General features: G+C 69.6%; 18 protein-coding genes. 11 read left to right on the top strand and 7 right to left on the bottom strand.

Annotation, left to right across the window (positions count from 1 at the left end; all coding sequences use genetic code 11):
* Positions 1-92 precede the first annotated feature (92 nt).
* The 5 genes from hemC to ACZ432_RS07525 all read left to right on the top strand — a co-directional run bounded on the left by hemC (position 93) and on the right by ACZ432_RS07525 (position 6,923).
* Positions 93-1,238 carry a hydroxymethylbilane synthase gene (hemC, locus tag ACZ432_RS07545; RefSeq protein ID WP_426963990.1) on the top strand — a complete coding sequence of 382 codons (1,146 nt, stop codon included), beginning with the start codon at positions 93-95 and terminating at the stop codon, positions 1,236-1,238.
* Positions 1,231-2,160 (top strand): uroporphyrinogen-III C-methyltransferase, encoded by a 930-nt coding sequence (gene cobA, locus ACZ432_RS07540; protein WP_426963991.1) that lies wholly within the window; start codon positions 1,231-1,233, stop codon positions 2,158-2,160. The genes hemC and cobA overlap by 8 nt, the downstream gene beginning before the upstream one ends.
* Positions 2,157-2,906 (top strand): uroporphyrinogen-III synthase, encoded by a 750-nt coding sequence (locus ACZ432_RS07535; RefSeq protein WP_426963992.1) that lies wholly within the window; start codon positions 2,157-2,159, stop codon positions 2,904-2,906. The genes cobA and ACZ432_RS07535 overlap by 4 nt, the downstream gene beginning before the upstream one ends.
* 390 nt (positions 2,907-3,296) lie before the next feature.
* Positions 3,297-5,894 (top strand): ribonucleoside-diphosphate reductase subunit alpha, encoded by a 2,598-nt coding sequence (locus ACZ432_RS07530; protein ID WP_426963993.1) that lies wholly within the window; start codon positions 3,297-3,299, stop codon positions 5,892-5,894.
* A gap of 36 nt (positions 5,895-5,930) precedes the next feature.
* On the top strand, positions 5,931-6,923 hold the full coding sequence (locus tag ACZ432_RS07525) for a ribonucleotide-diphosphate reductase subunit beta (protein WP_426963995.1): 993 nt from the start codon (positions 5,931-5,933) through the stop codon (positions 6,921-6,923).
* A 12-nt stretch (positions 6,924-6,935) separates the two neighbouring features.
* Here ACZ432_RS07525 and ACZ432_RS07520 read toward each other — a convergent pair whose 3' ends face one another.
* Complete coding sequence (locus tag ACZ432_RS07520) at positions 6,936-8,150, bottom strand: SPFH domain-containing protein (RefSeq protein ID WP_426963996.1); 1,215 nt, start codon at positions 8,148-8,150, stop codon at positions 6,936-6,938.
* A gap of 119 nt (positions 8,151-8,269) precedes the next feature.
* On the opposite strand from ACZ432_RS07520, the gene ACZ432_RS07515 reads away from it, so the two are divergent.
* Both ACZ432_RS07515 and ACZ432_RS07510 read left to right on the top strand, forming a co-directional pair.
* Positions 8,270-8,521: a DUF7561 family protein gene (locus ACZ432_RS07515; protein WP_426963997.1), complete on the top strand. Its 252-nt coding sequence runs from the start codon at positions 8,270-8,272 to the stop codon at positions 8,519-8,521.
* Between the two features lie 69 nt (positions 8,522-8,590).
* Positions 8,591-10,495 carry a helicase C-terminal domain-containing protein gene (locus tag ACZ432_RS07510; protein ID WP_426963998.1) on the top strand — a complete coding sequence of 635 codons (1,905 nt, stop codon included), beginning with the start codon at positions 8,591-8,593 and terminating at the stop codon, positions 10,493-10,495.
* A gap of 13 nt (positions 10,496-10,508) precedes the next feature.
* Here the strand turns inward: ACZ432_RS07510 and ACZ432_RS07505 are convergent, their stop codons facing one another.
* Both ACZ432_RS07505 and ACZ432_RS07500 read right to left on the bottom strand, forming a co-directional pair.
* Positions 10,509-11,465: a carbohydrate kinase family protein gene (locus ACZ432_RS07505; RefSeq protein ID WP_426963999.1), complete on the bottom strand. Its 957-nt coding sequence runs from the start codon at positions 11,463-11,465 to the stop codon at positions 10,509-10,511.
* Between the two features lie 90 nt (positions 11,466-11,555).
* Positions 11,556-12,467, bottom strand: coding sequence for an MBL fold metallo-hydrolase (locus ACZ432_RS07500; RefSeq protein WP_426964001.1), 912 nt, complete (start codon positions 12,465-12,467; stop codon positions 11,556-11,558).
* A 281-nt stretch (positions 12,468-12,748) separates the two neighbouring features.
* Between ACZ432_RS07500 and hisG the strand changes: the two genes are divergently transcribed.
* Together hisG and ACZ432_RS07490 are read left to right on the top strand one after the other, a co-directional pair.
* A complete protein-coding gene (gene hisG, locus ACZ432_RS07495) occupies positions 12,749-13,639 on the top strand; it encodes an ATP phosphoribosyltransferase (RefSeq protein WP_426964002.1) in 891 nt (296 codons plus the stop codon).
* Between the two features lie 355 nt (positions 13,640-13,994).
* Positions 13,995-15,692: a sugar-transfer associated ATP-grasp domain-containing protein gene (locus ACZ432_RS07490; RefSeq protein ID WP_426964003.1), complete on the top strand. Its 1,698-nt coding sequence runs from the start codon at positions 13,995-13,997 to the stop codon at positions 15,690-15,692.
* Between the two features lie 372 nt (positions 15,693-16,064).
* Here the strand turns inward: ACZ432_RS07490 and ACZ432_RS07485 are convergent, their stop codons facing one another.
* Entirely contained in the window at positions 16,065-16,640 is a 576-nt protein-coding gene (locus ACZ432_RS07485) for a hypothetical protein (RefSeq protein WP_426964004.1), read from the bottom strand.
* Between the two features lie 149 nt (positions 16,641-16,789).
* Complete coding sequence (gene uvrB, locus ACZ432_RS07480; RefSeq protein ID WP_426964006.1) at positions 16,790-18,847, bottom strand: excinuclease ABC subunit UvrB; 2,058 nt, start codon at positions 18,845-18,847, stop codon at positions 16,790-16,792.
* A gap of 368 nt (positions 18,848-19,215) precedes the next feature.
* Between uvrB and ACZ432_RS07475 the strand changes: the two genes are divergently transcribed.
* On the top strand, positions 19,216-20,841 hold the full coding sequence (locus ACZ432_RS07475; protein ID WP_426964008.1) for an ABC transporter substrate-binding protein: 1,626 nt from the start codon (positions 19,216-19,218) through the stop codon (positions 20,839-20,841).
* A 298-nt stretch (positions 20,842-21,139) separates the two neighbouring features.
* Complete coding sequence (locus ACZ432_RS07470; RefSeq protein WP_426964009.1) at positions 21,140-23,128, top strand: AMP-dependent synthetase/ligase; 1,989 nt, start codon at positions 21,140-21,142, stop codon at positions 23,126-23,128.
* 511 nt (positions 23,129-23,639) lie between these two features.
* Here the strand turns inward: ACZ432_RS07470 and ACZ432_RS07465 are convergent.
* Both ACZ432_RS07465 and ACZ432_RS07460 read right to left on the bottom strand, forming a co-directional pair.
* Entirely contained in the window at positions 23,640-25,286 is a 1,647-nt protein-coding gene (locus ACZ432_RS07465) for a long-chain fatty acid--CoA ligase (RefSeq protein ID WP_426964010.1), read from the bottom strand.
* A 71-nt stretch (positions 25,287-25,357) separates the two neighbouring features.
* Positions 25,358-26,632 carry a DHH family phosphoesterase gene (locus tag ACZ432_RS07460; protein WP_426964011.1) on the bottom strand — a complete coding sequence of 425 codons (1,275 nt, stop codon included), beginning with the start codon at positions 26,630-26,632 and terminating at the stop codon, positions 25,358-25,360.
* Positions 26,633-26,848: the final 216 nt, after the last annotated feature.

Here is a 26,848-nt window from a genome sequence, read left to right as displayed (position 1 = left end):
TTTCCCCGGCGTCGCCCGGATCGGGCCACCGGGACGGCGCCCGGCGCGCCCGAACTGGTGGCCTTTTGAGGGAGCGGGGCCAGCGTTCAGGTATGACAGACACGCTCCGGCTCGTCACCCGCGGCTCGGACCTGGCCCGCCGACAGGCGGCGACGGTGCGCGAGACGCTGGAGAGCCACCGCCGCGAGGTCGCCGTCCGCGAGGTCGAGACGCGCGGCGACCGCGTCCCCGACGAGCTGATCCACCGCCTCGGCAAGACCGGCGCGTTCGTGCGCGCGCTCGACGAGGAGGTGCTCGACGGCGACGCCGACATCGCGGTCCACTCGCTGAAGGACGTGCCGACCGAGGACGCCGACGACCTCGTGGTCGCGGCCGTTCCCGAGCGCGCGCCCGCCGGCGACGTGCTGCTCTCACCGGACGGGACGGAACTGGAGGACCTCGAACCCGGCTCCGTCGTCGGGACCGCCTCGCTCCGGCGCACCGCCCAGATCAAGGCCGCCCGGCCCGACCTGGAGGTCGAGCCGATCCGCGGCAACGTCGACACGCGCATCGAGAAGCTGATCGCGCCCGGGCTCCAGCGCGAACACGAGGCGCGCGTCGAGGCCGAGGCGGACGAGAAGGGCGCGGCGGGCGACGACGGCGACGCGGCGGACGACGCCGCCGAGGAGTTCTCCGAGTCCGTCGACGAGTGGTTCGACGGGCTCTCCGAACTGGAGCGCTCCGCGATGGGGCGCGAGGTCGAGACGGAGTACGACGCGCTCGTCCTCGCGGAGGCGGGGCTTCGCCGCTCGAACCTCTACTACGAGGTGCCGACGCAGCGGCTCCCGCGCGGGGAGTTCGTCCCCGCGGCCGGGCAGGGCGCCATCGCGGTCACCGCCGCGGACCCCGAGGTGGCCGAGACGGTCCGACGCGCGCTCGACCACCCGCGGAGCCGGGTCGCCGTCACCGTCGAGCGCACGATCCTCGAGGAGCTGAACGGCGGCTGCATCGCCCCGATCGGCGTCTCCGCGCTCGTGCAGGGCGAGTACGTGAAGACCACGGTCCGCGTGCTCTCGACGGACGGGACCGAGGAGGTCGCCGAGACGCGCGACCTCCGCATCGACAGACACGCACAGGAGGCGGAGTCGTTCGCCGCGGACCTCCGCGAGGACGGCGCCGCGGAGCTGGTCGCGGCCGCCCGCGAGGCGGCGGACGCCACCGGCGCCGGAACCGACGGCGGCACGCCCGACGATGAGTGAGGACGACGAGGCGACTGCCGACCGCGGGAACGAGACGGACCGGGCGACCGGAGAGAACGCGCCCGCGGACGAGGTCCCGACCTCGGCGCCGGAGCGCGCCGCGGGCAAGGTGTACCTCGTCGGGTCGGGACCCGGCGACCCGGACCTGTTAACGGTGAAGGCGCGGCGCCTGCTGGAGGAGGCGGACGTGGTGCTCCACGACAAGCTTCCCGGCCCGGAGATACTCGACCTGATCGACGAGGAGCGCCGCGAGGACGTGGGCAAGCGCGCGGGCGGCGAGTGGACGCCGCAGGAGTACACCAACCGCCGGCTGGTCGAGCTCGCGCGCGAGGGACGGACGGTCGTCCGGCTGAAGGGCGGCGACCCCTTCGTCTTCGGGCGCGGCGGCGAGGAGATGGAGCACCTCGCCGCGTCGGGCGTCCCCTTCGAGGTCGTCCCCGGCATCACCTCCGCGGTCGGCGGCCCCGGCACCGCGGGCATCCCGGTCACGCACCGCGACCACGCCTCCTCGGTCTCGTTCGTCACGGGCCACGAGGACCCCACGAAGGACGAATCCGCCGTCGAGTGGGACGCGCTGGCGGCGACCGGCGGCACGCTCGTCGTCCTGATGGGCGTCGGCAAGCTCCCGGACTACACCGCGGCGCTCCGGGAGGCGGGGATGGCCCCAGACACGCCGGTCGCGCTGGTCGAGCGCGCCACGTGGCCGGACATGCGCGTCGCGACCGGCACGCTCGCGGACATCGTGGACGTGCGCGACGAGGCGGGGATCGAACCCCCCGCGATCACCGTCATCGGCGAGGTGGCCGCGACCCGCGACCGCGTGGTCGACTTCCTGGAGAACGCGAACGCGGCGCCGGTCGATCCCGACGATCCTGACGACCCCGCCGCGGAGGCGGAGGCCGGGCACGGAGGAGGCGAATGAGTCGCGAGGTCCGCGTCGCCGTCTTCCGCCCGGACGACGAGCGCGTCGACGAGGCGGTCGACCTGCTCGACGCGCTCGGGGCGACCCCCGTCCCGGACCCCATGCTCGCGGTCGAGCCGACCGGCTCGTCTCCGCAGGAAGACGCCGAGTACGTCGTCCTGACCAGCAAGACCGGCGTCGAACTCGCCGCCGACGCGGGCTGGTCCCCCGGCGACGCGACGCTCGTCGCCATCGGCCCGGCGACCGCGGACGCGGCCCGCGAGGCGGGCTGGACTGTCGACCTCGTCCCCGAGACGTACTCCTCGGACGGGCTCGTGTCCCTCCTCGCCGACCGCGTCGACGGCGCGCTCGTCGAGGTGGCGCGCTCGGATCACGGGAGTCCGGTCCTGACTGACGGCCTGCGCGAGGCCGGCGCCGAGGTCCACGAGACGGTCCTCTACCGGCTGGTCAGGCCCGAGGGCGCGGGCGAGTCGGCCGAGCTGGCCGCCGCCGGCGAGCTGGAGGCGGCGGCGTTCACCTCCTCGCTCACGGTCGAGCACTTCCTCGACGCGGCGGCCGAGCGCGGCGTCCGCGAGGCGGCCGTCGCCGGCCTGAACGACGCCGTCGTCGGCACCATCGGCCACCCAACCCGGGAGACGGCCGAGAACCACGGCATCGAGGTGGACGTGGTGCCCGACGACGCCACTTTCGAGGCGCTCGCGACCGCGGTCGTCGAGCGCGCGGCGCCCGCACACCGCGGTCGATAAGGGGGCCGCGGCGGGCGGTCGGCACGGTCCCGGATGCAGTTTCTGTGGTCGGTTTCTGTGGCCGATTTCTGTGGTCGGTTTCTGTAGCCGATTTCTGTAGCCGGGTTCCGGAAGCGGCCGCTTCCGACCGCCGCCGGCTGCAACCGGCTCGACCGACGGATCCAACCGCGGTCGTCCTTCTAAACAACTGTAGTTGTTCTACTACAACTACGTTGGCAATCTTTATGCGCGTGGCTCCGGAGAGTGTTCGGTACGGTTCGCTCCGGACCGGCGCGTCGACCGCGCCGCCGCCGACCAGCGGCGCCCCCGGCGCCGTCCAACGTTTCCGAGGAGTGGCGACGCCGTCGCTCGCGAGCGGCGGCGCCGGTCCGGAGGGACCATCCCCCGAGAATGAGCACGACGACACCCGACCACGCCGCGCGCGACCTGCTGGAGCGGGCGCGCGACGGCCACGAGGACGTACTGGACGACGAGACGCTGGACCGACTGGTCTCGGAGATCGAGCGGAACCTCTACGCGGGCGCGGACCGTTCGGAGGTCGCGGACGCGACCGTCGCCACGCTGACCGCGCGGATCGAACGCGACCCCGCCTACGACGCGATGGCGGCCCGCGTGGCGCGGCACGACTACGCGCGCCGGGTGACCGGCGAGGAGCCGCCCGCGGACGCCGACGCGTTCGCGGAGACGTACCGCGAGTCCTTCCGCGAGGCCATCGAGCACGGGTTGGACGCGGACCTGCTGGACGAGCGCATGGGTGCGTACGACCTCGACCGGCTGGCGGACGCGCTCGTGCCCGCGCGCGACGAGCTGTTCGACTACACCGCGGTCGACACGCTGGAGGAGCGCTACTACCTCCGGGAGGCGGACGGCGAGCCGTTCGAGCTCCCGCAGGTCTTCTGGATGCGGGTCGCGATGGGCGTCGCGCTCCGCGAGGACGAGGCGGAGCGGGCGGCGCGCGCCGAGGAGTTCTACGAGGTGCTGTCGACGCTCCGGTTCGTCCACTCGACGCCGACGCTGTTCCACGCCGGAACGACCCACCCGCAGCTCTCCTCCTGTTACCTCACCACGGTGCCGGACGACCTGGAGGGGATCTTCGACGCGTACAAGGAGCACGCGAAGCTCTCGAAGTGGTCCGGCGGGCTCGGCAACGACTGGACCCCCCTGCGCGCGGACGGCGCGCTCATCGAGTCGACGGGCGTCGAGGCGACCGGCACCGTCCCGTTCCTGAAGATCTCGAACGACGTGACCGGCGCGATCAACCGCTCCGGGAAGCGGCGCGGGGCCGCGGCCGCCTACCTCGAGGCGTGGCACCTCGACTTCCTGGCGTTCATCGACCTCCGGCGCAACACCGGCGACGAGCGCCGCCGCACCCACGACATGAACACCGCCGCGTGGGTCCCGGACCTGTTCATGCAGCGCGTCCGGAACGACGAGGAGTGGACGCTGTTCTCGCCGGACGAGGTGCCCGACCTCCACGGCACCTACGGCGCCGAGTTCGCGGAGCTGTACGAGGCGTACGAGGAGCGGGCCGCGAACGGGGAGCTTCGCCAGTACGAAACGGTCGACGCCGCGGAGCTGTGGCGCGAGACGCTCACTAGACTGTTCGAGACGGGTCACCCGTGGATCACGTTCAAAGACCCCTGCAACGTCCGGTCGCCGCAGGACCACGTCGGCGTCGTCAACTCCTCGAACCTCTGTACGGAGATCACGCTCAACACGAGCGACGAGGAGACGGCGGTCTGTAACCTCGGCTCCGTCAACCTCGCGCGCCACATGACGTTCCGCGGGGACGCCGCGGCCCACCCCGCGCCGAACGCGGTGGCGGGCGCGGCCGCGGGCGGCGCGGAGGGGGCGAGCGAAACGGGCGCCGGTCCCGCGTTCGGCGCGGACGGCGCGGCCGCGGAACTCGACGAAGAGCTGTTCGCCGACACCGTCGAGACGGCGATGCGGATGCTCGACAACGTCGTCGACCTCAACTTCTACCCGACCGAGAACGCGGAGCGCTCCAACATGCGCCATCGGCCCGTCGGCCTCGGAATGATGGGGTTCCACGAGGCGCTCCAGCTCGCGCGGGTCCCGATGAACTCGGAGCGGGCGCTCTCGTTCGCGGACCGGGCGGGGGAACTGCTCGGCTACCACGCCATCGACAACTCCGCGAAGCTGGCGGGCGAGCGCGGCGCCTACGAGACGTTCGAGGGGTCGAAGTGGGACCGCGACCTGCTCCCGCAGGACACCCTCGACCTCCTCGCCGAGGAGCGCGACGAGGCGATCCCGGTCCCCCGCGAGGAGTCGCTCGACTGGGACGCGGTCCGCGAGCGGGTCGCCGAGCACGGCATGCGTAACTCCAACACGACGGCGGTGGCGCCGACCGCGACCATCTCCACCATCGCGGGGACGACGCCTTCCATCGAGCCGGCCTACTCCAACCTCTACGTCAAGTCGAACATGACCGGCGACTTCACGGTCGTCAACGAGCGGCTGGTCGCGGACCTCAAAGCCGAGGGGCAGTGGGGATCGGAGGCGCTCGACCGCCTGAAGTACCACGACGGCGCCGTGGGCGAGCTGGACCTCCCCGGCGACCTCTCGGAGCTGTACCGGGGGGCCTTCGAGATCGACCCGCGCCACCAGCTCCGGCTCACCGCGCGCCGCGGGGTCTGGATCGACCAGAGCCAGTCGCACAACGTCTTCTTCCCGTCGACGGACGGCTCGCTGCTCGCGGACGTCTACGAGACCGCCTGGGAGCTCGGGCTGAAGACGACCTACTACCTGCGGACGCTCGGCGCCTCCAGCATCGAGAAGTCGACGCTCGACATGGCCGAGTACGACGACACGCAGTCGCGGGACGGCCGCGGGGCCGCCGGAGGACGGACCGAGGAGTCGGGCGCGGCCGCGGACGGCGGACCCGAGACGGACGGCGAGACCGCGGCCGACGGCGACGCCTGCGACCTCCCGACCGTCGAGGACCCGACCTGCGAGTCCTGCCAGTAGCGCCGCCCGCAACCGTTCGATCACGAGTCACCCACCATGCCAATCATCAACGACGACGCGCAACACGACCCGAACAAGATCCTGCCCATCGACTACGACTGGGCGCGAGAGTACTACGAGAACGGCGTCAACAACAACTGGGTGCCCGAGGAGATCCCGATGGCCGACGACGTGCGCCAGTGGGAGAACGACGAGCTCACCGACGCCGAGCGCCAGCTCGTCGAGTGGAACCTCGGGTTCTTCTCGACCGCGGAGTCGCTCACCGCCAACAACCTCGTGCTCGCGGTGTACGACTACGTCACCGCGCCCGAGTGCCGCCAGTACCTGCTCAGGCAGGCCTACGAGGAGGCGATCCACACGGACACGTTCATCTACTGCTGTGACTCGCTGGGCTTCGACCCCGACTACCTCTACGGGATGTACGACCGCATCCCCGCCATCGAGGCGAAAGACGAGTTCGTCGTGGACCTCACGCGGGCCATCGACCGGCCCGACTTCACCATCGAGACCGACGCCGACGTGCGCGCGTTCCTCCGCGACCTCGTCGGGTTCTACGTCATCATGGAGGGGATCTTCTTCTACGCCGGCTTCGCGATGATGCTCGCGCTGAAGCGGCGCGGGAAGATGGTCGGCGTCGGCGAGCAGTTCGAGTACATCATGCGCGACGAGTCGCTCCACCTCAACTTCGGGGTCGACCTGATCAACACGATCCGCGAGGAGAACCCCGGCGTCTGGACGGACGCGTTCGAGGCCGAGATCGCCGACCTGATCGAGGAGGCGGTCGCGCTGGAGTCCACCTACGCCGAGGAGGCGTGTCCCCCGGACCTGATGGGGATGTCCGCCGAGGGGTTCGTGGAGTACGTCGAGTACATCGCGGACCGTCGGCTCACGCAACTCGGGATGGCCGAGCAGTTCGGGACGGAGAACCCGTTCCCGTGGATGTCCGAGGCGACCGACCTCGCCCGCGAGGCCAACTTCTTCGAGCGGCAGGTGACCGAGTACCAGTCCGGCGGCTCGCTCGACTGGTAGGCCGCGAGCGGGCTACCCCTCGCGCTCGAACGCCGCGTCCGGGTCGTCCGCGACCGCGGGCTCCCCCTCCACGCCGGCCTTCTCGCCGGTCGTGAGGTCGTCGTCCGCCTGCGAGACCAGGTCCTCGAGCGCCGCGTCCACGTCGTCGAGCCCGAGCAGTTCGCGGGTCTCCGCGTCGAACTCGCGGCTCTCCATCCCGGACCCGTCCCCGCCCACGTCCGACCCGGAGAGGTGTTTCCCGTACCGGCCGACCAGGCTCGTCAGCTCCTGCGGGAGGACGAAGGTGGTAGACTCACCCTGGCCGATGGCCTCGAGCGTCTCCATGCCGCGCTCGATCACCGCGCGCTCGCCCATCGACTCCGCGGACTTCGCCCGGAGGACCGTCGCGATGGCGTCCCCCTGCGCCTCCAGCACCGAGGCCTGCTTTTCCCCCTGCGCTTCGAGGATGGCGGCCGCCTTTTCGCCTTCCGCAGACTCGACCGCGGAGCGCCGCTCGCCCTGCGCCTCGAGGATCATCGCCCGGCGGCGACGCTCCGCCGAGGACTGCTGTTCCATCGCGCGCTGGACGTCCCTGGAGGGGTTCACCTCGCGGACCTCCACCGCCTCGACGCGGATCCCCCACTCGTCGGTGGGTTCGTCCAACTCCTCGTGGATCCGGTCGTTGATCAGTTCGCGGCGCGCGAGCGTGTCGTCCAACTCCATGTCACCGAGCGCCGCCCGGAGGGTGGTCTGTGCGAGGTTGGAGACGGCGGTCTCGTAGTCGTCGACCTCCAGGAACGCCCGCTTGGCGTCCATCACGCGGACGTAGACGACCGCGTCGGCGGTCACCGGGGAGTTGTCGCGGGTGATCGCCTCCTGGCGGGGCACGTCCAGCGTCTGCGTCCGCACGTCGAAGGGGTACGTTCGCGAGACGAACGGCGGAATCAGGTGGACGCCCGGCTCCAGCAGGCGGCGGTACTCGCCGAAGACGGTCAGCGCCTCGCGCTCGTACGCCTCGACGATCTCGACGGCGCTGACGACGGTCAGGGCGGCCAGGAGCAGCGCGAGGACGCCGACACCGAGCAGGAGGTCCTGGCTCAGCGCGACGACCGCGACCGCGAGCGCGGCCGCGACCGCGACGACGCGTTTGGCGGCGTCCGGGACCCCGCCGCTCACGCTCGGGTCGGCACTGGTGAGGCTCGCGGACGCGCGTCCGAGGCCGCGCGCCGCGCGACGGAGGAGGCTCATACCCCACGTTAGGGCTCCGCATGGTAAACGTTCGCGTCGATTCGGCTCCAGCGGGGCCGAGCCACCGCCGCCGGCACCGCGACGGCACGCCTTATGGGGTCGCGGTCCCAACCGCGGCCATGGCGAGCGAGCCCTGCGAGGTCTGCGGCACGAAGGTGCGGATCGCCGGCGGCATCGGCGACCTGTGGAACTTCGCGTTCGAGTCGACGCAGGGCATGACGCTGGAACTTGCGGACGGGTCGGAGTTCTTCCTCTGTTTCGACTGCATGGAGCGGCTACCGGACGACCGCGAGCCGACCGCCGAGGACGTGGAGCGGCTACAGGAGCTCGCGGAGGCGGACGACTTGCCGGAGCCGGACGGGGCGGAGTGACCGCACCGAGCCGGGGCGCCGGCCACCGGCATCCGTGAGCTTTTGTCCGATGGCGCGCCACCTCACGGCGTGGACCCCGACCGGATCCCCGCGGCGTTCCCGGCCCCGAGCTTTCGCGGCGCACAGGAGCAGGCGCTGCGGGACATCCGCGACGCGTTCGCGGCCGGCAACGACGTGGTGCTCGTGCGCGCGCCGACCGGGAGCGGCAAGTCCCTGCTCGCGCGGGCGATCATGGGCGCCGCCCGCGAGGTGAGCGACGCCGCCCCGAGCGAGGCGACCGGGGCCTACTACACCACGCCGCAGGTGTCCCAGCTCGACGACGTGGCGACGGACGACCTGCTGGACGACCTCAACGTGATCCGCGGGAAGGCGAACTACGACTGCATCCTCCCCGGCGAACACGACACGCCGGTCAACCAGGCCCCCTGCGTCCGCAAGCGCGGGTTCGACTGCAGCGTCAAGCACCGCTGCCCGTACTTTTCGGACCGCTCCATCGCCTCCTCGCGGCGGTTCGCCGCGATGACGCTGGCCTACTTCATGCAGACCGCCGGCTCGGAGGTGTTCCGCAAGCGCGACGTGGCCGTGATCGACGAGGCGCACGGGCTCGCGGAGTGGGCCGAGATGTACGCGACCGTGGAGCTATCGCCCGACCGCGTCCCGGTGTGGGACGACGTGGGCGTGCCGGACGTGGAGACGGACGCCGCGGCCGACGAGGACGCGCTCGACCGCACCGCCCGGTTCGTGGAGCAGCTCCGCGACGCCTGCGAGCGCGCGAAGGACGAGCTGATCGGGCGGCCGGAGCTGGAGCCGGCCGAGGTCGCGCGCCGCGACCGCCTGCAGGAGCTGATCTCGGAGCTCGGCTGGTTTCTGGAGGACTACCGCGACCGCGAGAGCACGACGACGTGGGTCGTCGACCAGCCCGACGGCGAGGGGACGGCGATCACGATCAAGCCGCTCGACCCCGCGCGCTACCTCAGACACACCGTCTGGGACCGCGGGAACCGGTTCGCGCTGCTGTCGGCGACCATCCTCTCGAAGGAGTCGTTCTGTCGCGGCGTGGGGCTCGACCCCGCGAACGTCGCGCTGGTGGACGTGCCCCACACGTTCCCGCTCGAGAACCGCCCGCTGTACGACGTGACGCAGGGGTCGATGACCTACGAGGACCGCGACGAGACGCTGCCGCGGATCGCCCGCCTGATCGTCCGCCTAATGGCCCGCCATCCGGACGAGAAGGGGCTGATCCACGCGCACTCGTACGCCATCGCGGAGCGGCTGGTCGACCGCCTCGGCGAGTTCGGCGTCGCCGCGCGGCTCCGCCGACACGCGACGGAGAACCGCGACGAGCAGCTGGAGCTGTGGAAGGACAGCGACGACCCAGAGGTGTTCGTCTCGGTGAAGATGGAGGAGGCGCTGGACCTGAAGGGTGACCTCTGCCGCTGGCAGGTGGTCTGCAAGGCGCCGTACCTCAACACGAACGACTCTCGGGTCGCGCGCCGACTGGAGGAGGGGCAGTGGTCGTGGTACCACCGCGCCGCGCTCCGGACGGTGATCCAGGCCTGCGGGCGCGTCGTCCGCGCGCCCGACGACCACGGCGCGACCTACCTCGCGGACGACTCCCTGCTGGACCTGTTCGACCGCGCCGCGGCGGACACGCCGCCGTGGTTCCGCGAACAGGTGGACGCCATGACGACCCCGGACCTGCCGGCGTTCGACCCCGCCGCGGCGCTCGCCGGGGTCGACGCGGCGCCGTCCCCTTCGAAGTCGGGCGGACCGGCCGGGGGAATCGGGTCGCGGTCGTCGGAGAGACCCGACGGAGCGACCGGTACCGGCGGATCGAGTGCGAACGAACGCGACGGCTCAGCGGGGGACGGTGCCGGCGGGAGCGGCGGGGGGTCGCCCACGCGAACCCGCTCCGAGGCCGACGCCGAGCGGCGGGAGAACCACCCCCTCTCGGACGTGTGGGGAGACGGGTGAGCGACGGTCGCGGTCAGGCGTTCTCTCGGTCGCAGAGACCGCGATCGGCCAGGAACGTACCGACCTCCTCGCGGGTCGGAAGCCCCGGCTGAGCGAATTCCGTGGTGCAGTTGATCGCCGCCGTCGCGGCGGCGAACCGCCCGGCCGCCGTCGCCGATTCCTTGGCCAACAGCCAGCGGTCGACGAGCGCGGCGATGAAGGCGTCGCCCGCGCCGGTCGTGTCGACCGGGTCCACGTCGAAGGCGTCGACTGACACACGGTCGCCGTTCGCGAAGAGGGTCGCCCCCTCCTCTCCCGCAGTCAGCGCCACGCGGGGACAGCCGGCCGCGGCGAAGCGCTCCCGTGCGTCCGCGAGGTCGCCGTCGACGAACGCGGGCGCCGCGACCGACCCCGAGACGAACAGCGCCGCGCGGTCGAGCGCGAGTGCGGCCGACTCCCTGGTCGTCCCGCGATCAGCGAGCTCCTCGAGGGGGCCCGAAAGGTCGAACGCGACCGGCGGAAACCCGGGGTCGGCAGCCGCGTCGAGCACCGTGCTCGTCGCGGCGTCCGGGGTGTAAGCCGTCAGGAACACCGCGTCCGCGCCGCGCATATACGCGAGGTCCGCCTCGCTGATCTCGAGGTGTCTGAACTGACCGTCCGTGGTGACGATCATTCGCTCGCCCGCCGGGTTCCGGAAGACGAGCGAGCGCGTCGACTGGCCCGACCCGGTCCTGACGCGATCGGTGTCGACAGCCGTGTCCGCGAGCCGACGCCGGACCTCCTCGGCGGTGTCGTCGTCGCCGAGTCGGCTCACTAGCCCCACGTCGCGGCCGAGCCGCGCGAGCGCGACCGCGACGTTCGCGCCGACGCCGCCCAGACCGGTTTCGACGTCGGGCGCGAAGGCGCCGCCGTCCGGCTCCGGCAGGTTGGTGACCGCGTAGTGGTCGTCCAGCATCGCGCCGCCCACGACGACAACCGACGGGGAGCTCATGCCAGAGAGGGCGGCCGCGGCGCTGATAAATGAGTCGTCCGCGGACGCGTCCCCGGTTCGGTTCGTGTCGCCGGGCCTGCCACTCCGGACTCAGTCTCGCCGGTCCAGAAACGCCAGCACGCCGCGGGTGTTCAGCCGCGCTTCGGCGCGGTGGCGCTCCTCGTTCCAGAAGTCGCCCGCGTCCTCGGCGGCCGCCGTCACGAAGTGGTCGATGACCGCGTCGTCGTCGCTCAGTTCGGCGCGCTTCGCGCGGACGGCCTCCACCCACTCGACGTACGCCCGCTTGGTCTCCTCGACGATCGACGGGTCGTACTCGCGGGGGCCGAAATGGCCGAAGCAGAGCGTCTCGGGCGTCAGATCCGCGATGGCGGATGCGTCCGAGAGGCACCGGTCGAGGTCGAACTGCGGCGGCGGCGAGGTGGTTCGCACCCGGTCGATCTGCGGGACGTAGATGCCGAGCGCGTCCGCGGTGAACACGACGCCCTCGTCGGGCTCGTGGAAGACCGTCTGGTGGGGGGCGTGGCCGGGCGCCTCGATCACCTCGAGCGTCCGGTCGCCCAGATCGATCCGGTCGCCGTCTCTGACCCCCGCGATCCGGTCTTCCGGGACCGGCTCCGGTTCGACGTAGTGTTTCCACTGGTCGCCGACCGCGGCCTTGGTGCCCTCGACCAGCCGGTCGGGATCGACGAGGTGGCGGACGCCGCGCTCGTGGATCCGGACCTCGGCGTTCGGGTACTCGGCGGCGAGGTGGCCGGCGCCGCCGGCGTGGTCGAGGTGGGCGTGGGTCGGCAGGACCCACGAGAGGTCCTCGCGGCCGATCCCCAGTTCCGCGAGGTTCTCGAACAGGAGCTCCCGGTTCGTTCCGATGCCGGTGTCGATCACCGCGGGCTCGGGCGTGTCGTAGACGTAGACCGTCCCGTACCCGTCGGTGTCGTACATCCCCGTGTCGTGGTAGTAGAGGTCCGTCGCGCCGCGGACCGCCTCGAGGTCGCCCCGGGTCATACCGGCGTGGTCACTCCGGAGGGGCCTTAAGGGTTCGATCGCGGCCGTCGGCGCGGTCCCCCGTCCCGCACCGACGACGTCCCCGCGACCTATTCGGACTGTGGGTGGTCCCGCTCGTGGGTCGGCGCTCGCGAGCCGCTGAACCACCGCCCGCGCGCCCGAAGACGGATGGCCGCGGCTTCGGACAAAAGGGTTCGCCGCGGGTCGCGGCTTCACCTCGGCACCGGCGGCGGGCTCCGAGGGGACGAAAACGGTTTCCCCCCGCCGCGCGAGGGTCGGGTATGCGCATCGCCGTGCCCAACAAGGGCCGACTCCACGAGCCGACCATCGACCTGCTGGAGCGCGCCGGGCTCCACGTCGAGAAGACCGCGGACCGACAGCTGTACGCCGACACCGTCGACCCGGACGTGTCTGTGCTGTTCGCGCGCGCGGCCGACATCCCGGAGTACGTCCGCGACGGCGCGGCGGACCTGGGGATCACGGGGCTCGACCAGGCCGAGGAGTCGGGCGGGGTCGTCGAGACCGCCGCAGCCGCCGACGGCGACGAGCTCGTCGACCTGTTGAACCTCGGCTACGGCAACTGTCGGCTCGTCCTCGCGGCGCCGGAGGCGGACGGCGTCGAGGACGTGGCGGAGCTCCGCGGCGGGACGGTCGCCACCGAGTTCCCGGCCATCACCCGCGCCTACTTCGAGAGCGTCGGCGTCGACGTGGAGGTCGTGACGGTGACGGGCGCCACGGAGCTCACCCCCCACGTCGAGATGGCCGACGCCATCGTGGACATCACCTCGACGGGGACGACGCTGCAGGTGAACCGGTTGGAGATAATCGACGAGGTGCTCCAGTCATCGGTCCGGCTGTTCGCGCGGCCGGAGGTGGCCGACGACGAGAAGGTCCAGCAGGTCCGGACCGCCTTCGAGTCCGTCACCGAGGCGGAGGGGAAACGCTACCTGATGATGAACGCGCCGAAGGCGAACCTCGACGACGTGAAGCAGGTCATCCCCGGACTCGGCGGGCCGACGGTGATGGACGTCGAGGAGAAGGCGAACGGCGAGGAGACCGTCGCGGTCCACGCAGTCGTCGACGAGCGCGACGTGTTCGAGACGATCACCGACCTGAAGGCGGTCGGCGCGTCCGGCATCCTCGTCACCGAGATCGAGCGGCTGGTCGAATAGCCGCGGCGTCCAGGGTATCTCTGTTTCGTCAACGTGGCCGGGACCGGCGCGATCTCGCCCCCGAAGTGACCCAACAGTTGCCGTGTCTGTATCTCCCGGTCGTTCAATACGGGGATCTGACCTTCTGAAGCCGAAGACAGTTATCGCGATTTCAGGTGTGATCGACCTGTTTTGAGGAGTACGCCACTTGATTCTGAACAAAGGTTGAAAGAGTCTAATTTAAATACTTTTATACAAATATGGATATAGATATGTTGTTCAAGCGCTGTCTTGTGGGTGGGTGTGTGCGATTCGTCTCGCTTCTGCATGAAGGAGTTAGTCAGACCATTCTTTGTGAGGTGTTCGCAGGTGAATCATGGACGTGAAATATAGACAACATTTACCGGGCATAGTACTGCTGTTCGGATTGGCAGTTGTCGCCGTGTTTCTCCGATCCAGTTCGGAGTTGTTCGTCCCGGTCGCTCAGGACCTCGACTTTGCCTTCCGACTGATGATCGCCGGGACAGTCATCGCTGTCATCCGGAACGAACTTGGGATGAGCACCTTCGGCGTGTTCGGCCCCGTGATTCTCTCCTTTTCGTGGGTGATCATTGGACCGTTTTGGGGCTTTATCGTTATCGCGTACATCTTCCTTATCACGGCACTTGCCCGTGTGGCTATCAGCGAATTGGACCTCGGAACCGCCCACCGTGTGGCGTCACTCCTCGTCGTCGCAGCGATTGGATTATTTGTTCTCGAAGCGGCCGGGCAACTCCAAAACATCCCACCGCTCCAAGCAGTTATCCTCTTTCCCGTAGTGCTGACGACGTGGTACGCAGAGCGCTTCGTCGGGAGTCTCAGCGAAAGTGGGTGGGTACCTGCGACACGACGCCTCGCTGCCACCCTTCTCAGTATCACTGCAGCGTTCCTGATCATCACCTACGAGCCGCTCGTTACACTTGTCATCCGCTCGCCAGAACTGTGGGTCGGGCTCGTCGCCATCAACATTCTCCTCGGAAGCGTCACTGACACCCGCCTCGGCGAATACCTCCGGTTCAGTACGTTGCGGCGCTCTCTTGGGAAAGAGAACGCCGGCAACGTACTAACGATGCGTGTCAGGAACCGAGAGTTCATCGGCAAATACAACCCCACGGCGGTTATGGCGGAATTCAACAAAGCCAAGATGAAGAAAACCCTCCATGGGCTTTCAATTCCTACACCTGCCACCTATCTCATCGCCGAAGACGAGTCCGACTTCGACGAACTTCGGACCCTCCTTGAGACGCAGGATACGTTCGCCATCAAGCCGATAGATGGATCCGGTGGGCGTGACGTGCTCGCCGTTCGTGGCCGAGACGGAGAGACCGGCGACTTCCTCACGAATCGCGGGCAGCTAACAACTGACGAGATCGTGGCTCATACTCGAAACATCTGCGTCGGTGGTGTCAGCGACTATGGTGCTCGGCGAGAGGCACTCGTCGAAGGCTTCATTACGCCCGACGGAATGCTTGCGAACCGAACGACAGGTGGTGTACCCGACCTTCGCGTCATCACTCTCTTCGGCTTCCCCGTGATGTCGATGGTTCGGCTTCCGACCGAAGAATCGAATGGAACCGCCAACATCCACACTGGTGCAGTCGCCGTTGCCGTGGATATCGCCACCGGGACCGCGTCCGGTGGCTATCAGCAAACGCACGACGCATTCATCGATACCCATCCCGATACCGGTGCCGACCTCGAATTCACCATTCCCGACTGGGAGGAGATCCTCACGACGGCTTCGCAGGCTGCCATCGCCAGTGGCCTCGGATACACCGGTGTCGACATCGTCTTCGATGAGGACGATGGCCCGATGGTCCTCGAAGTGAATAGACGCCCTGGCCTCGGCATTCAGAACGCAAATATGGACGGCCTACTTCACCGTCTCCGCTACATTGAGGCACACAGCGACCCGGACCAGTTCCAATCCGCGTCCAATCGCGTCCGCCGCGCACAGGAATGGGCGAGACAGGATTGGACGACGCGTATCCACGCACCGACAGACAATGAACTCCCCAGCGAGGTGGGTGTCTAATGGCCTCGCGAGTATCCGGTGACAACCCTTGGCCATACACGCAACTGACCGCCGCTCTGTTGTTCAGTATCCTCTTGTTCACCCCCATCGTGATCTCGGGACTCCCCGGAGTCGCCAGAAACGCGATCACCGGGCTATTCACACGCGGAGATCTGCTCCTGATCTTCTTTATCGGGATGCCGATCGTGTTCACTGTCTTCGCTGCATATCGTGTCGCACAGTTTTACGGAATTTTTGGGGATCGCAAACCGAGATAAGGTTCCTCTGCACGGTGTCGTTCGCGTGCTACTCACTATGGACTGAATTTTGTATGAATAGCGGGCTAACGAATGGCTATTCACCGAAACGGCGTGGCTCCGTTCGGTTGACCGATCAGGGCCGCCAGCCCTCCGCGTCGACGGCCCACAGCGCCGCGACCGCGAGGCCGCCGCCGAGCAGTCCCGCGACCGCGGCGGCCGCGGGGGCCGGGGAGGCGGCGATGCCGGCGAGCAGCACCACCGCGCCGGCCAGCAGCGCGTAGGTGTCCTCCGTGACGGAGCCGAGCACGACCGGCGCGACCGCGCCGCCGACCGCCGCGCCCGACAGCAGGAAGCCCGCGGGGACGCCCGTCACCAGCGCGCGGAGGGCGGCGACGGAGCCGAGCGCCGCCGCGTCCGGTTCCGCGGCGCTCGCGAGCAGCGCGAGGCCCGCGACCGCCGCGACGAGCGGGACCGCGAGCGCCGTCACGGTGTTCACGGTCCGACCGCGGACGGCGGCGACGCCGGCGACGAACAGCGTCGCGCCGGCCGCGAGCGCCGCGGGTGGGAGCACGGCGAGGTAGCTCGCGGGGTCGGAAAGCGCCGGCACCGTCGCGGCCGACACGCTCCGGAGCGCGAGCGGTTGCGTCAACACCAGCAGGGAGACGACCAGCAGCCCGACGCCGAGCAGCCGGCGGGAACCAGCGACCATGTCCGACCGGAGCGGCCGCCGGAACTTAAGAAAGGCGGGACGGCGTGGACCGCGGGGGCGAGGTCGGCGTCAGGAGTCGTCCGCATCAGAAGCCGTCCGCGTCAGAAGTCGTCCGCGTCAGAAGCCGTCCGCGTCAGAAGCCGTCCGCGTCAGAAGTCGTCCGCCGTCGGCGCCGGGACGCCCTCGTCGGCGGCGTCTAACTCGAACGCCTGCCGGAGCTCCGCGATGCGGTCGCGGATGTCGGCGGCCAGCTCGAACTCCAGGTTGCTCGCGGCCTCGTCCATGCGCTCCTCCAGCGCCTCGATCTGCTCGCGGGCGCCCTCCTCGGTCTCCACGTCGCCGACGGAGACGCCGGAAGTGTCGGTCTTGGAGCCGGGGAGGTTGGTCTCGCCGACCGGCTTGTCGATGGTCGTCGGCTCGAAGCCGTGTTCCTCGTTGTACTCGCGCTGGATCTCGCGGCGGCGGTTCGTCTCGTCGATGGCCCGCCGCATCGAGTCGGTCATCTCGTCGGCGTACAGCACCACCTCGCCCTCGACGTTGCGGGCCGCCCGCCCCATCGTCTGGACGAGAGTGGTCGTCGACCGGAGGAACCCCTCCTGGTCGGCGTCGAGGATGGCGACGAGGCTCACCTCGGGGATGTCGAGTCCCTCCCGGAGCAGGTTGATGCCGACGAGCACGTCGATGTTGCCGAGCCTGAGGTCCCGGATGATCTCGTGGCGCTCCAGGGTGTCCGTCTCGTCGTGCATGTACGCCACCTCGACGCCGGCCTCCTCCAGGTACTCCGTGAGGTCCTCGGCCATGCGCTTGGTGAGCGTGGTGACGAGCGTGCGCTCCCCGCGCTCGATGCGCTCGTCGATGCGGTCCATGAGGTCCTCGACCTGCCCGGTCGCGTCGGCAACCTCCACCTCGGGGTCGACGAGGTGGGTCGGGCGGACGATCTGCTCGACCACCTGCTCGGAGTGCTCGCGCTCGTAGTCGCCCGGCGTCGCGGAGACGTACAGCGTGCGGTCGGTCTTCTCGGTGAACTCCTCGAAGGTGAGCGGCCGGTTGTCGTAGGCGGTGGGGAGCCGGAAGCCGTTCTCGACCAGCGAGTCCTTGCGGGACTTGTCGCCCTCGTACTGGCCCTTGATCTGCGGGATCGTCTGGTGGGATTCGTCGATGACGGTGAGGAACTCGTCCGGGAAGTAGTCGAGCAGGGTGTACGGCGCGTCCCCGACGTCGCGGTCGTCCATGTGGACGGAGTAGTTCTCGATCCCCGAGCAGTAGCCCGCCTCCCGGAGCATCTCCAGGTCGAAGGTGGTGCGCTCCTCGATGCGCTGGGCGGCGACGAGGTCCCCCTCGCGCTCGAAGTGGCGCACGCGCTTCTCCATCAGGTCCTCGATCTCCCGGGTCGCCTGCTCCAACTTCTCGTCGGGGATCGAGTAGTGCTCCGCGGGGTGGAACAGCACCGCCGGCTCCTCCGAGACGACCTCGCCGTGCATCGGGTCCACCTTCAGCATGCGGTCGATCTCGTCGCCCCACAACTCCACACGCACCGCGTACCGGCCGTACATCGGGTAGATCTCGACGGTGTCACCGCGGACGCGGAAGGTCCCCTGCGTGAAGTCCACGTCGTTGCGCTCGTAGTTGAGGTCCACCAGCCGCGCGAGCAGCTCGTCGCGGCCGACCGCCTCGCCGACCTCCAGCCGGAGGGACATGTCGCGGTAATTTTGCGGGTCGCCGAGGCCGTAGATGGCCGAGACGGAGGCGACGACGATGACGTCGTCGCGGGTGAGCAGCGACCGCGTCGTGGAGTGGCGCAGGCGGTCGATCTCCTCGTTTATCGACATCTCCTTGTCGATGAAGGTGTCCGTCTGCTCGACGTACGCCTCGGGCTGGTAGTAGTCGTAGTAGGAGACGAAGTACTCGACGGCGTTGTCCGGGAACAGTTCGCGGAACTCCTCGTAGAGCTGAGCCGCGAGGGTCTTGTTGTGGGCCAAGACGAGCGTCGGCGTGTTCAGCTCCTCGACGACCCACGAGACGGTGTTGGTCTTCCCGGAGCCGGTCACCCCGAGCAGGGTCTGCTCCTCGGCGCCCGCCTCGAACCCCTCGACCAACTCCTCGATGGCCGCCGGCTGGTCGCCCGCGGGCTCGAACGGCGCGTCGACCCGGAACGGCCGGTCGGCCGTCGGTCGGTCCTCGGATAGGGGGGAGTCGGCGTCGCTCACGTTGCTCCGAGTTGGCGGCGGAGACACTTGAGCGGCGCGCCCGGGGGGCCGCGACCGCCCCCGTCTCCGGAGCGCGGCGTCAAACTGGGGCTGGAACCGCCGCAGAAATTCCCTCGGGACATTCATTCTGACAGAAAAATGCATCATAGGCATCACAGACGGCGGCAATATGGGCCGGGAGGGGCGTGACAGCACGCCCCGAGGTTCGTGGACGGCGGACCAGCACCGGGGGTCGCGAACGCGAGGTCTGGCCGGGGGACCGGCCGGCGGCGAGCGACGAGAACCGGCGGCTTTTGACGCGACGCGGACGACCCGGCCGGCGTTGACGGGGCCGCGCGCCGCTTAGGTGGGGGTCGCCAAGCGGGGGTATGACCGACACGACGGAGACTCGGAACGCGACGCGACGCCGGTTTCTGACGGCCGCGGGGGCCGCGGGCGCGACCGCGCTCGCCGGCTGTACGGGCGGCGGGGACATCGAGGACATCGAGGAGAGCGCCGAGGGCGCGGGCGGAGAGGGCGGCGAAACGGAGACGACGACCGAGGGCGACGAGGAGGACGCCGACGCGATCACGATCACGCAGGGGAACCTCGTGGCGACGCTCGACCCGCAGAACCACGGCGAGACGCCGACGACGAACGTGCTCCGGCAGGCCTACGAGACGCTCGTCTTCCGGGACGCGGACGGCCGGCTCGTCGGCCAGCTCGCGACCGACTGGGAGCGCGTCGAGGACGGGCGCGCCGACCTGACGCTGCGGGAGGGCGTGCAGTTCCACTCCGGCACCGAGCTGACCGCGAGCGACGCCGCCTACTCGATCAACCGCGTCGTCGACGACGACGTGGACATCGTCAGCGCGCGGAAAGACCAGCTGCCCGGCATCGACGAGGCGACCGCGGACGACGAGGCCGGCGTGGTCACGATCGAGTCGGGCGCCGTGAACCCGACCATCTTCTCGGACCTGGCGACGACCGGGAACGTGCTGGAGAAGGCGTGGGTGGCCGAGAACGACATCGCGCAGGCGGTCAACGGCACCGGCGCCTACGAACTGGCCGAGTACGAGGAGGACGTGTCGATCACCTTCGAGCGCTTCGACGGTTACTGGGGCGAGGAGCCGGACGTCCGCGAGGTCACGTTCAACGCCGCCAGCGAGGTCAGCTCCCGCGTCTCCGCGCTGCTGGCCGGCGAGACGGACCTCACCGTCAACGTCCCGCCCAACGAGGTGCCCCGGATCGAGGAACAGGACGGGACCGACATCACCGCGGTGCCGAGCACGCGCATCATCTTCGCGCCGATGCGCTACGACGTGGAGCCGTTCTCCTCGCCGGAGTTCCGGCAGGCGCTCAACTACGCGGTCGACCTCGACTCGATCATCGACAACGTGCTCGACGGCTTCGGTGACCCCACCTCGCAGGCGACGCTCGAGGGGTACACGGGCTACAACGACGACATCGAGCCGTACCCGCACGACCCCGAGCGTGCCGAGGAACTGGTCGAGGAGTCCGGTCACGCTGGCGTGGAGATCACCCTCGAGACGCCGGTCGGACGCTACCTCCGCGACGTGGAGATCGCCGAGACGGTCGCGGGCTTCATCGACGACCTCGACAACGTCTCCTGTTCGGTCCAGCAGCGCGAGTTCGGCGCGCTGGTGCAGGAGATCGTCGACGGGAAGCTGGAGACGCGGCCGAAGTTCCACCTCATCGGCTTCGGCAACCCAACCTTCGACGCCGCGCGCAACATCCTGCCGTACCTCGTCAGCGACGGCGCGTGGATGCACTGGGCCGACGACCGCGTCGACGAGCTCATGGCGCAGGCCGGCGAGGAGGGCGACCCCGAGAAGCGCGACGCCCTGCTGCAGGAGGCGAACGCGATCATCCACGAGCAGGCGCCGTGGGTGTTCCTGAACCGCCAGTACTCCGTCTACGGCGTCAGCGACCGTATCGAGTGGGACGCGCGCCGCGACGAGCGCATCCTCGTGAAAGAGATGGCGCTGGCCTAACGCCCGGTTCCGCGCGGGCTTCACAGAATTTTCTGTCGCGGTGCGGCGCTGTGGCGATGCGGTGCTGTGGCGATGCGGCGCTGTTGCGGTGGCGGTGCTGATGCGGTCGCGGTGCTGTTTCTGTCGAGGTGTGGTACCGCGGCGGCGCGAGGGCGCGAAGCGCCCGCAGCGCCGACCGCGGCTCCTTTTTGATCGACATTTTTCAAGGAGTGGTGAGCGCGCCGCCTGCGGCGCGCGAACCCGACGCAGAAAAAGGTCGGGGGGTCCGTTTATTAACTTCCCGCGGGTTGCGTGCGGTATGAGTTGGCAGGAAGCCGAGCGGGAGTTCTCGGACCCGGCGATCGCGACCGAGACGCTCTCCCGAACGTTCGAGCGGAGCGCGGACCGGAACGCCGACCGCGTGGCGCAGCGCTACAAAGGGGGGATCTACGACCGCTCGCTCGTCTCCGCGGGTGTCGTCCCGCCGGCCGCGGAGGGGGAGTACGCGGACCTCACCTACGCCGAAACGCGCGACGTCGTCCGCAACCTCGCGGCCGGCTTCCGCGAGATCGGCGTCGAGAACGGGACGCGCGTCGCGATCTACGCCCACACGCGGATGGAGTGGGCGCAGACGGACTTCGCGGCGCTGGCGGCGGGCGCGACCGTCACCACCGTCTATCCCTCCTCGTCGGACGACCAGCTCCGCTACCTGCTGGAGGACCCCGAGGCGACCGTCGTCGTCGCGGAGAACCGCGACCTTCTCGAGCAGGTGCAGGGCGTCCGCGACGACCTCGGGCACGAGCTCGACGCGGTGGTGTCGTTCGACGACCCCGGCGAGGCGGGCGCGGAGCCGGACGTTTTCACCCTCGGCGACCTCCACGAGCGCGGTGCCGAGGCGTTCGACCTCGACGCCTACGAGTCGTGGCTCGACGAGACGGAGATGGACGACCTCGCGAGCCTCATCTACACCTCGGGGACGACGGGCCGACCAAAGGGCGTCCAGCTCACGCACGCCAACTTCCGGGCGAACGTCAACCAGTGTTACCGGCGGTTCGCGGATCGTCCCGACCGCGACCCCGACGTGGCGGGTATCTCCGCGGACTCGACCACGCTCTCCTTCCTGCCGCTCGCGCACGTCTTCGAGCGGCTGGCGGGCCACTACATGATGTTCGCGGCGGGCGCGACCGTCGCGTACGCCGAGAGCCCGGACACGCTGCGGGAGGACTTCGGGCTGGTGCGACCCACCACCACCACGAGCGTTCCGCGCGTCTACGAGAAGCTCTACGACGCCATCCGCGAGCAGGCGAGCGAGTCCCCGGTGAAAGAGCGGATCTTCGAGTGGGCCGTCGACGTGGGCCGGGCGTACCACGAGGCGGACGACCCCGGCGCGCTGCTGTCGGCCAAGCGGTCGATCGCGGACCGGCTGGTCTTCTCCAGCGTTCGCGAGGGCGTCGGGGGGAACGTCGACTTCTTCATCTCCGGCGGGGGGTCGCTCTCCGCCGAGCTGTGCGCGCTCTATCACGGGATGGACCTCCCGATCTTGGAGGGGTACGGCCTCACCGAAACGTCGCCGGTGATCAGCGTCAACCCGCCGGAGGAGCCGAAGGTCGGCACCATCGGCCCGCCGGTCGTGGACACCGAGATCCGGATCGACGACGCGGTGGTCGGCGAGGAGGTCGCGGACCTCGACGGCGAGGTCGGCGAACTGCTCGTCCGCGGCCCGCAGGTCACCGACGGCTACTGGCAGAAGCCGGAGGCGACCGCGGAGGCGTTCACCGAGGCCGACGACGGCGGCGACCCGTGGTTCCGGACCGGCGACATCGTCCAGGTCCGACCGGACGGTTACATCGCGTTCCGCGAGCGCGCCAAGCAGCTGCTGGTGCTCTCGACGGGAAAGAACGTCGCGCCCGGCCCCATCGAGGACCGATTCGCTGCCAACGAGTTCGTCGAGCAGTGTCTGGTGCTCGGGGACTCCCGGAAGTTCGTCTCCGCCATCCTCGTGCCCAACTTCGAGCGCGTCGAGGCGTGGGCGGCCGACCGCGGCATCGACCTCCCGGACGACCGGACGGCGATCTGCCGTGACGAACGCGTCCGCGAGCGCATTCAGGAAGAGATCGACCGCGTGAACGAGGAGTTCGAGGCGTTCGAGCAGATCAAGCAGTTCCGGCTCGTCGCCGAGGAGTTCACCGAGGAGAACGACCTACTCACGCCGACGATGAAGAAGAAACGTCGGAACATTCTGGAGCGGTTCGCCGACGAGGTGGAGATCATCTACGAGTCGCCGGACGAGAGCCCGGTCGACGACTGAGGCGGGGATCGGACACTCGGATCCGCCCAATCGGGACTCTGTACGACGTTTTTGCGTTTTCTGTTACTCCTGCTGTTTGGGTCAGCACCATCCAGAAAGCCCCAGCCGGCTCTCCCTCATCCGGAAATCGCTCTGTCGTAGGCTCTGCTACTCTGGACAGCACCATCCAGAAAGCCCCAGCCGGCTCGACCCGCCGGGCCTCGCTGCGCGCTCGCGTCTCTCCGCAACGCCCGACGCGAGTGCTTGCGTCGTCCGGGCAGGATCGAGCCGGCTGCCCCTTTCAGTCCCACCCACCGCGACAGCACCGCCCAGCATCGCAACCGCACCGCGACCGCCCCGCAACCTCACACCTCCCCAACCTCGGCCGCGGGCGGGGCGCGGAACCGCACCGCATCGCGCCCCGCCCGCGACCTCCCTCGCGCGCGTTGCTCGCGCGCGCCGGCCGCTACAGCACCGCCCCGCGACAGCAGCGCACCACACCCTCACCGTCATCGGATGGGCACTTTGAGGGCTATTCGGGAGCGTCCTCCTCGGGGACCGCGCCCTCGACGAGCGACTGGTCGGCGTAGCGCTCGCGGAGGTCCTTCTTTGAGAACTTCCCGGTGGCGGTCTTGGGCACCTCGTCGATGAACTCGACGGCGTCCGGCAGCCACCACTTGGGGTACTCCTCGCGGAGCATCGCGTCGATCTCGTCGGGGAGGGCGTCGCGGTCGGCGGCCTCGGCGGGAACGACGAACGCGACCGGGCGCTCCTGCCAGCGCTCGTGGGGGACGCCGATGACGGTCGCCTCGCTCACGTCCTCGTGGGCCATGATGGCGTTCTCGAGTTCGACGCTGGAGATCCACTCCCCGCCGGACTTGATCACGTCCTTCGTGCGGTCGACGATCTGAAGGTAGCCGTCCTCGTCGACGGTGACCACGTCGCCGGTCTTGAGCCAGCCGTCCTCGAACTCCTCGGCGGTCGCGTCCGGGCGCTGGAAGTACTCCTTCGTCACCCACGGCCCGCGGACCTGCAACTCGCCGAACGCCTCGCCGTCCCACGGGATCTCCTCGCCGTCCTCGTCGATGACGCGGAACTCCAGCCCGGGCGCGATCAGCCCCTGCTTCGCGCGTTTTTCGACCTGCGTCCCGTAGTCGGCGTCCCGGAGGTCGTGTTTGAGGTGTGAGACCGTGCCGATGGGCGAGAGCTCGGTCATCCCCCACGCGTGCAGCAGCTCGACACCGCGGTCGTCGTACCACTCGATCAGCGCGGGCGGCGCGGCCGACCCGCCGACGATGATCGTGTCCAGCGCCGAGAGGTCCACGTCGTTGCCCGCCTCGATGTACTCGCGGAGCCCGAGCCAGACCGTCGGTACGCCCGCGGAGATGGTGACGCCCTCCTCCTCGATGAGCGAGGCCAGGTCCGCGGGCTCGGGCGAGGGACCGGGATAGACGTGCTTCGCGCCCGCCGCGGTCGCCGTGAACGGCATCCCCCACGCGTTGACGTGGAACATCGGGACCACCGGCATCACCACGTCCGCGTCGGTCATCGGGATCCCCTGCGGCGTCAGCGACGCCATCGTGTGACTCCACAGCATCGACTGCGTGTACTCGACGCCCTTCGGCCGTCCGGTCGTCCCGGAGGTGTAACAGAGCCCCGCGGGCTGGTCGCCGTCCAACTCGGGCCAGTCGTAGTCGGCGTCGTGCCCCCCGATGAACTCCTCGTAGGGGGTCGCGTCGAGTTCGGCGACCGGCTCGTCGCCCATCACGACGAAGTCGACGCCGTCGAACTCCGCGGCGTCCTCGGCCGCGGCGGCGAGCTTACCGGCCAGCGAGGGGTCGACGAAGACGAGCTCGTCCTCGGCGTTGTCGACGATGTAGCGGACGTGCTCGTCCGGGAGCAGGGGGTTGATCGTGTGCAGTTGCGCGCCGATGGTCGGCACGCCGAAGTACGTCTCGAAGTGACGCGCGTGGTTCCAGCAGAACGTCGCCACGCGGTCGCCCGCCTCGACCCCGTAGTCGTCGAGCGCGTTCGCCAGTTGGGCGGTGCGGTCGGCGTACTCCCCGTAGGTGTACCGGCGGAGGCCGTCGTGTTCGCGGGAGACGATCTCCGTGTCGGGGTACAGTCGGGTCGCGCGCCACAGGAACGGTCGCAGGGTCTGGTCGTGTCCACCGGGCATGTCGTCCGCTAGAGGGACCCCGGGGACGTGAAGTTTGTCACGGTCGATCCGGCGAAACAGGGCGAGGGGCGCTATTCGTCGGGCTCGACGACGTCGATCTCGCCCGCGGCGAGCTCCTCGGCAACGTCCTCGAACGCGGCGAGGATCACCTTCCGGCAGGCCTGCCCCTCCGTCGTCCAGTGGTTCGCGTAGTCGAGCATGTCGTCGTAGATGTCGGGCTTGCAGCCGGCCGCCTGCGGGTGGCCGCCGCCGTTGACCTTCCCCGCGACCTCGTGCGCGTAGCGAAAGTCCTCGGAGCCGCGGATCGACGCGGAGCCCGCGGGCTTGACGATCACAGCGCCGTCGGCCCCCTGCTCGCGGAGGCGCTCGGCGACCTCGTTCTGCGAGCAGCGGCCGTAGGTGACGGCGACCGACCAGTCGCCGACGGACTGGAAGGTGGCGCGGTCGACCGCGGTCTCGATGCGGTTCTCCTTCTCGACGCGGCGGTGTTCGACGTACTCGACGACCGTCTCGGGGAGGTCAGCGCCGTAGGCCCCGACGACCGCGACGTACTCCTCCGGCGAGGTCCAGTAGGCGTAATCGGCCAGGTCCTGTGACCGCTCGTCCTCGTTGAGCCAGAGGTCGTGGTCGCGGGTGACCAGCGCCAGTTCGCTCCAGCGCTCGTCGAAGTCGTACGCCAGCGAGCGGAGGGCGACGTCGGCGGTACACTCCTCGTCGGAGTCGCCGACGACGAGGTCGACGCCCGCGTCGCGAACCGCCTCGGCGGTCGCGTCCTCCCACTGGTGGTGGTCGAACCAGTGTATCGACTCGCAGTCCTCGGCGAGCGTCAGCAGGGGTGCCTCGATCCACGAGAAGTCGTCGGGGCAGATGTCGCAGACGAACAGGTCGATCCCGGGGTCGGCGTACTCCGCGACGCGTTCGAGCGCGTCGTCCAGCGAGTAGGGGCCCGCGGGCACCAGCGCGACCGGCGACTGCGCGTGGGCGTCCGCGAGGGGGTCCGCCTCGGCTTCCTCGCCGTCATCCTCGCCGTCATCCTCCTCATCATCCTCCTCGACGTTCTCGTCATCGAGTGCCCCCTCGGACTCCAGCAGGCGCTCGGCGATGCGCTCCTCGAAGGGCGCCACGTCGAGCGCGGCGTCGGACGCCTCGCGGATCATCGCGGCGCAGGCGAGGCCGTCGGCGTCGCCGTCCGCGATAACCACGGTCTCGGCGCCCTCGATGGCCTCGCGGGCGCGGGTCTCCGCGCGCTCCTCGTCCAGCGAGTCGGGGTAGAAGAAGCCCTTGCCCGGCAGTTTCGTGCGCCGGGAGAGGGGGATCGCGTCGTCGTCGATGAGGTCGTCGTCCATACCCGTTTCTCCCCCGCGAGCGGGAAAACTCCGCCGCTCCGCGGGCAGTGAGGGAGCCGGCGGCGCCGTCGTTCGCGGGGCCGTTTCTGTGACCGGCGGTCGAGTGTCGGTTTTTCTGTCCCCACAGCGACGTTCCGCGCAGTTTCCCGTTCCCGTGCGGCGCTGTGGCGGTGCGGTGGCGGTGCGGTGGCGGTGCGGTGGCGGTGCGGTGGCGGT

The sequence above is a fragment of the Haloparvum alkalitolerans genome (assembly GCF_055381565.1).
This window is presented reverse-complemented; position numbering and strand designations above follow the sequence as displayed.

Bases quoted from the DNA above. Each gene is read 5' to 3' on its own strand.
- hemC (WP_426963990.1), top strand. From the start codon at position 93: ATGACAGACACGCTCCGGCTCGTCACCCGCGGCTCGGACCTGGCCCGC.
- cobA (WP_426963991.1), top strand. From the start codon at position 1,231: ATGAGTGAGGACGACGAGGCGACTGCCGACCGCGGGAACGAGACGGAC.
- ACZ432_RS07535 (WP_426963992.1), top strand. From the start codon at position 2,157: ATGAGTCGCGAGGTCCGCGTCGCCGTCTTCCGCCCGGACGACGAGCGC.
- ACZ432_RS07530 (WP_426963993.1), top strand. From the start codon at position 3,297: ATGAGCACGACGACACCCGACCACGCCGCGCGCGACCTGCTGGAGCGG.
- ACZ432_RS07525 (WP_426963995.1), top strand. From the start codon at position 5,931: ATGCCAATCATCAACGACGACGCGCAACACGACCCGAACAAGATCCTG.
- ACZ432_RS07520 (WP_426963996.1), bottom strand. From the start codon at position 8,150: ATGAGCCTCCTCCGTCGCGCGGCGCGCGGCCTCGGACGCGCGTCCGCG.
- ACZ432_RS07515 (WP_426963997.1), top strand. From the start codon at position 8,270: ATGGCGAGCGAGCCCTGCGAGGTCTGCGGCACGAAGGTGCGGATCGCC.
- ACZ432_RS07505 (WP_426963999.1), bottom strand. From the start codon at position 11,465: ATGAGCTCCCCGTCGGTTGTCGTCGTGGGCGGCGCGATGCTGGACGAC.
- ACZ432_RS07500 (WP_426964001.1), bottom strand. From the start codon at position 12,467: ATGACCCGGGGCGACCTCGAGGCGGTCCGCGGCGCGACGGACCTCTAC.
- hisG (WP_426964002.1), top strand. From the start codon at position 12,749: ATGCGCATCGCCGTGCCCAACAAGGGCCGACTCCACGAGCCGACCATC.
- ACZ432_RS07490 (WP_426964003.1), top strand. From the start codon at position 13,995: ATGGACGTGAAATATAGACAACATTTACCGGGCATAGTACTGCTGTTC.
- ACZ432_RS07485 (WP_426964004.1), bottom strand. From the start codon at position 16,640: ATGGTCGCTGGTTCCCGCCGGCTGCTCGGCGTCGGGCTGCTGGTCGTC.
- ACZ432_RS07475 (WP_426964008.1), top strand. From the start codon at position 19,216: ATGACCGACACGACGGAGACTCGGAACGCGACGCGACGCCGGTTTCTG.
- ACZ432_RS07470 (WP_426964009.1), top strand. From the start codon at position 21,140: ATGAGTTGGCAGGAAGCCGAGCGGGAGTTCTCGGACCCGGCGATCGCG.
- ACZ432_RS07465 (WP_426964010.1), bottom strand. From the start codon at position 25,286: ATGCCCGGTGGACACGACCAGACCCTGCGACCGTTCCTGTGGCGCGCG.
- ACZ432_RS07460 (WP_426964011.1), bottom strand. From the start codon at position 26,632: ATGGACGACGACCTCATCGACGACGACGCGATCCCCCTCTCCCGGCGC.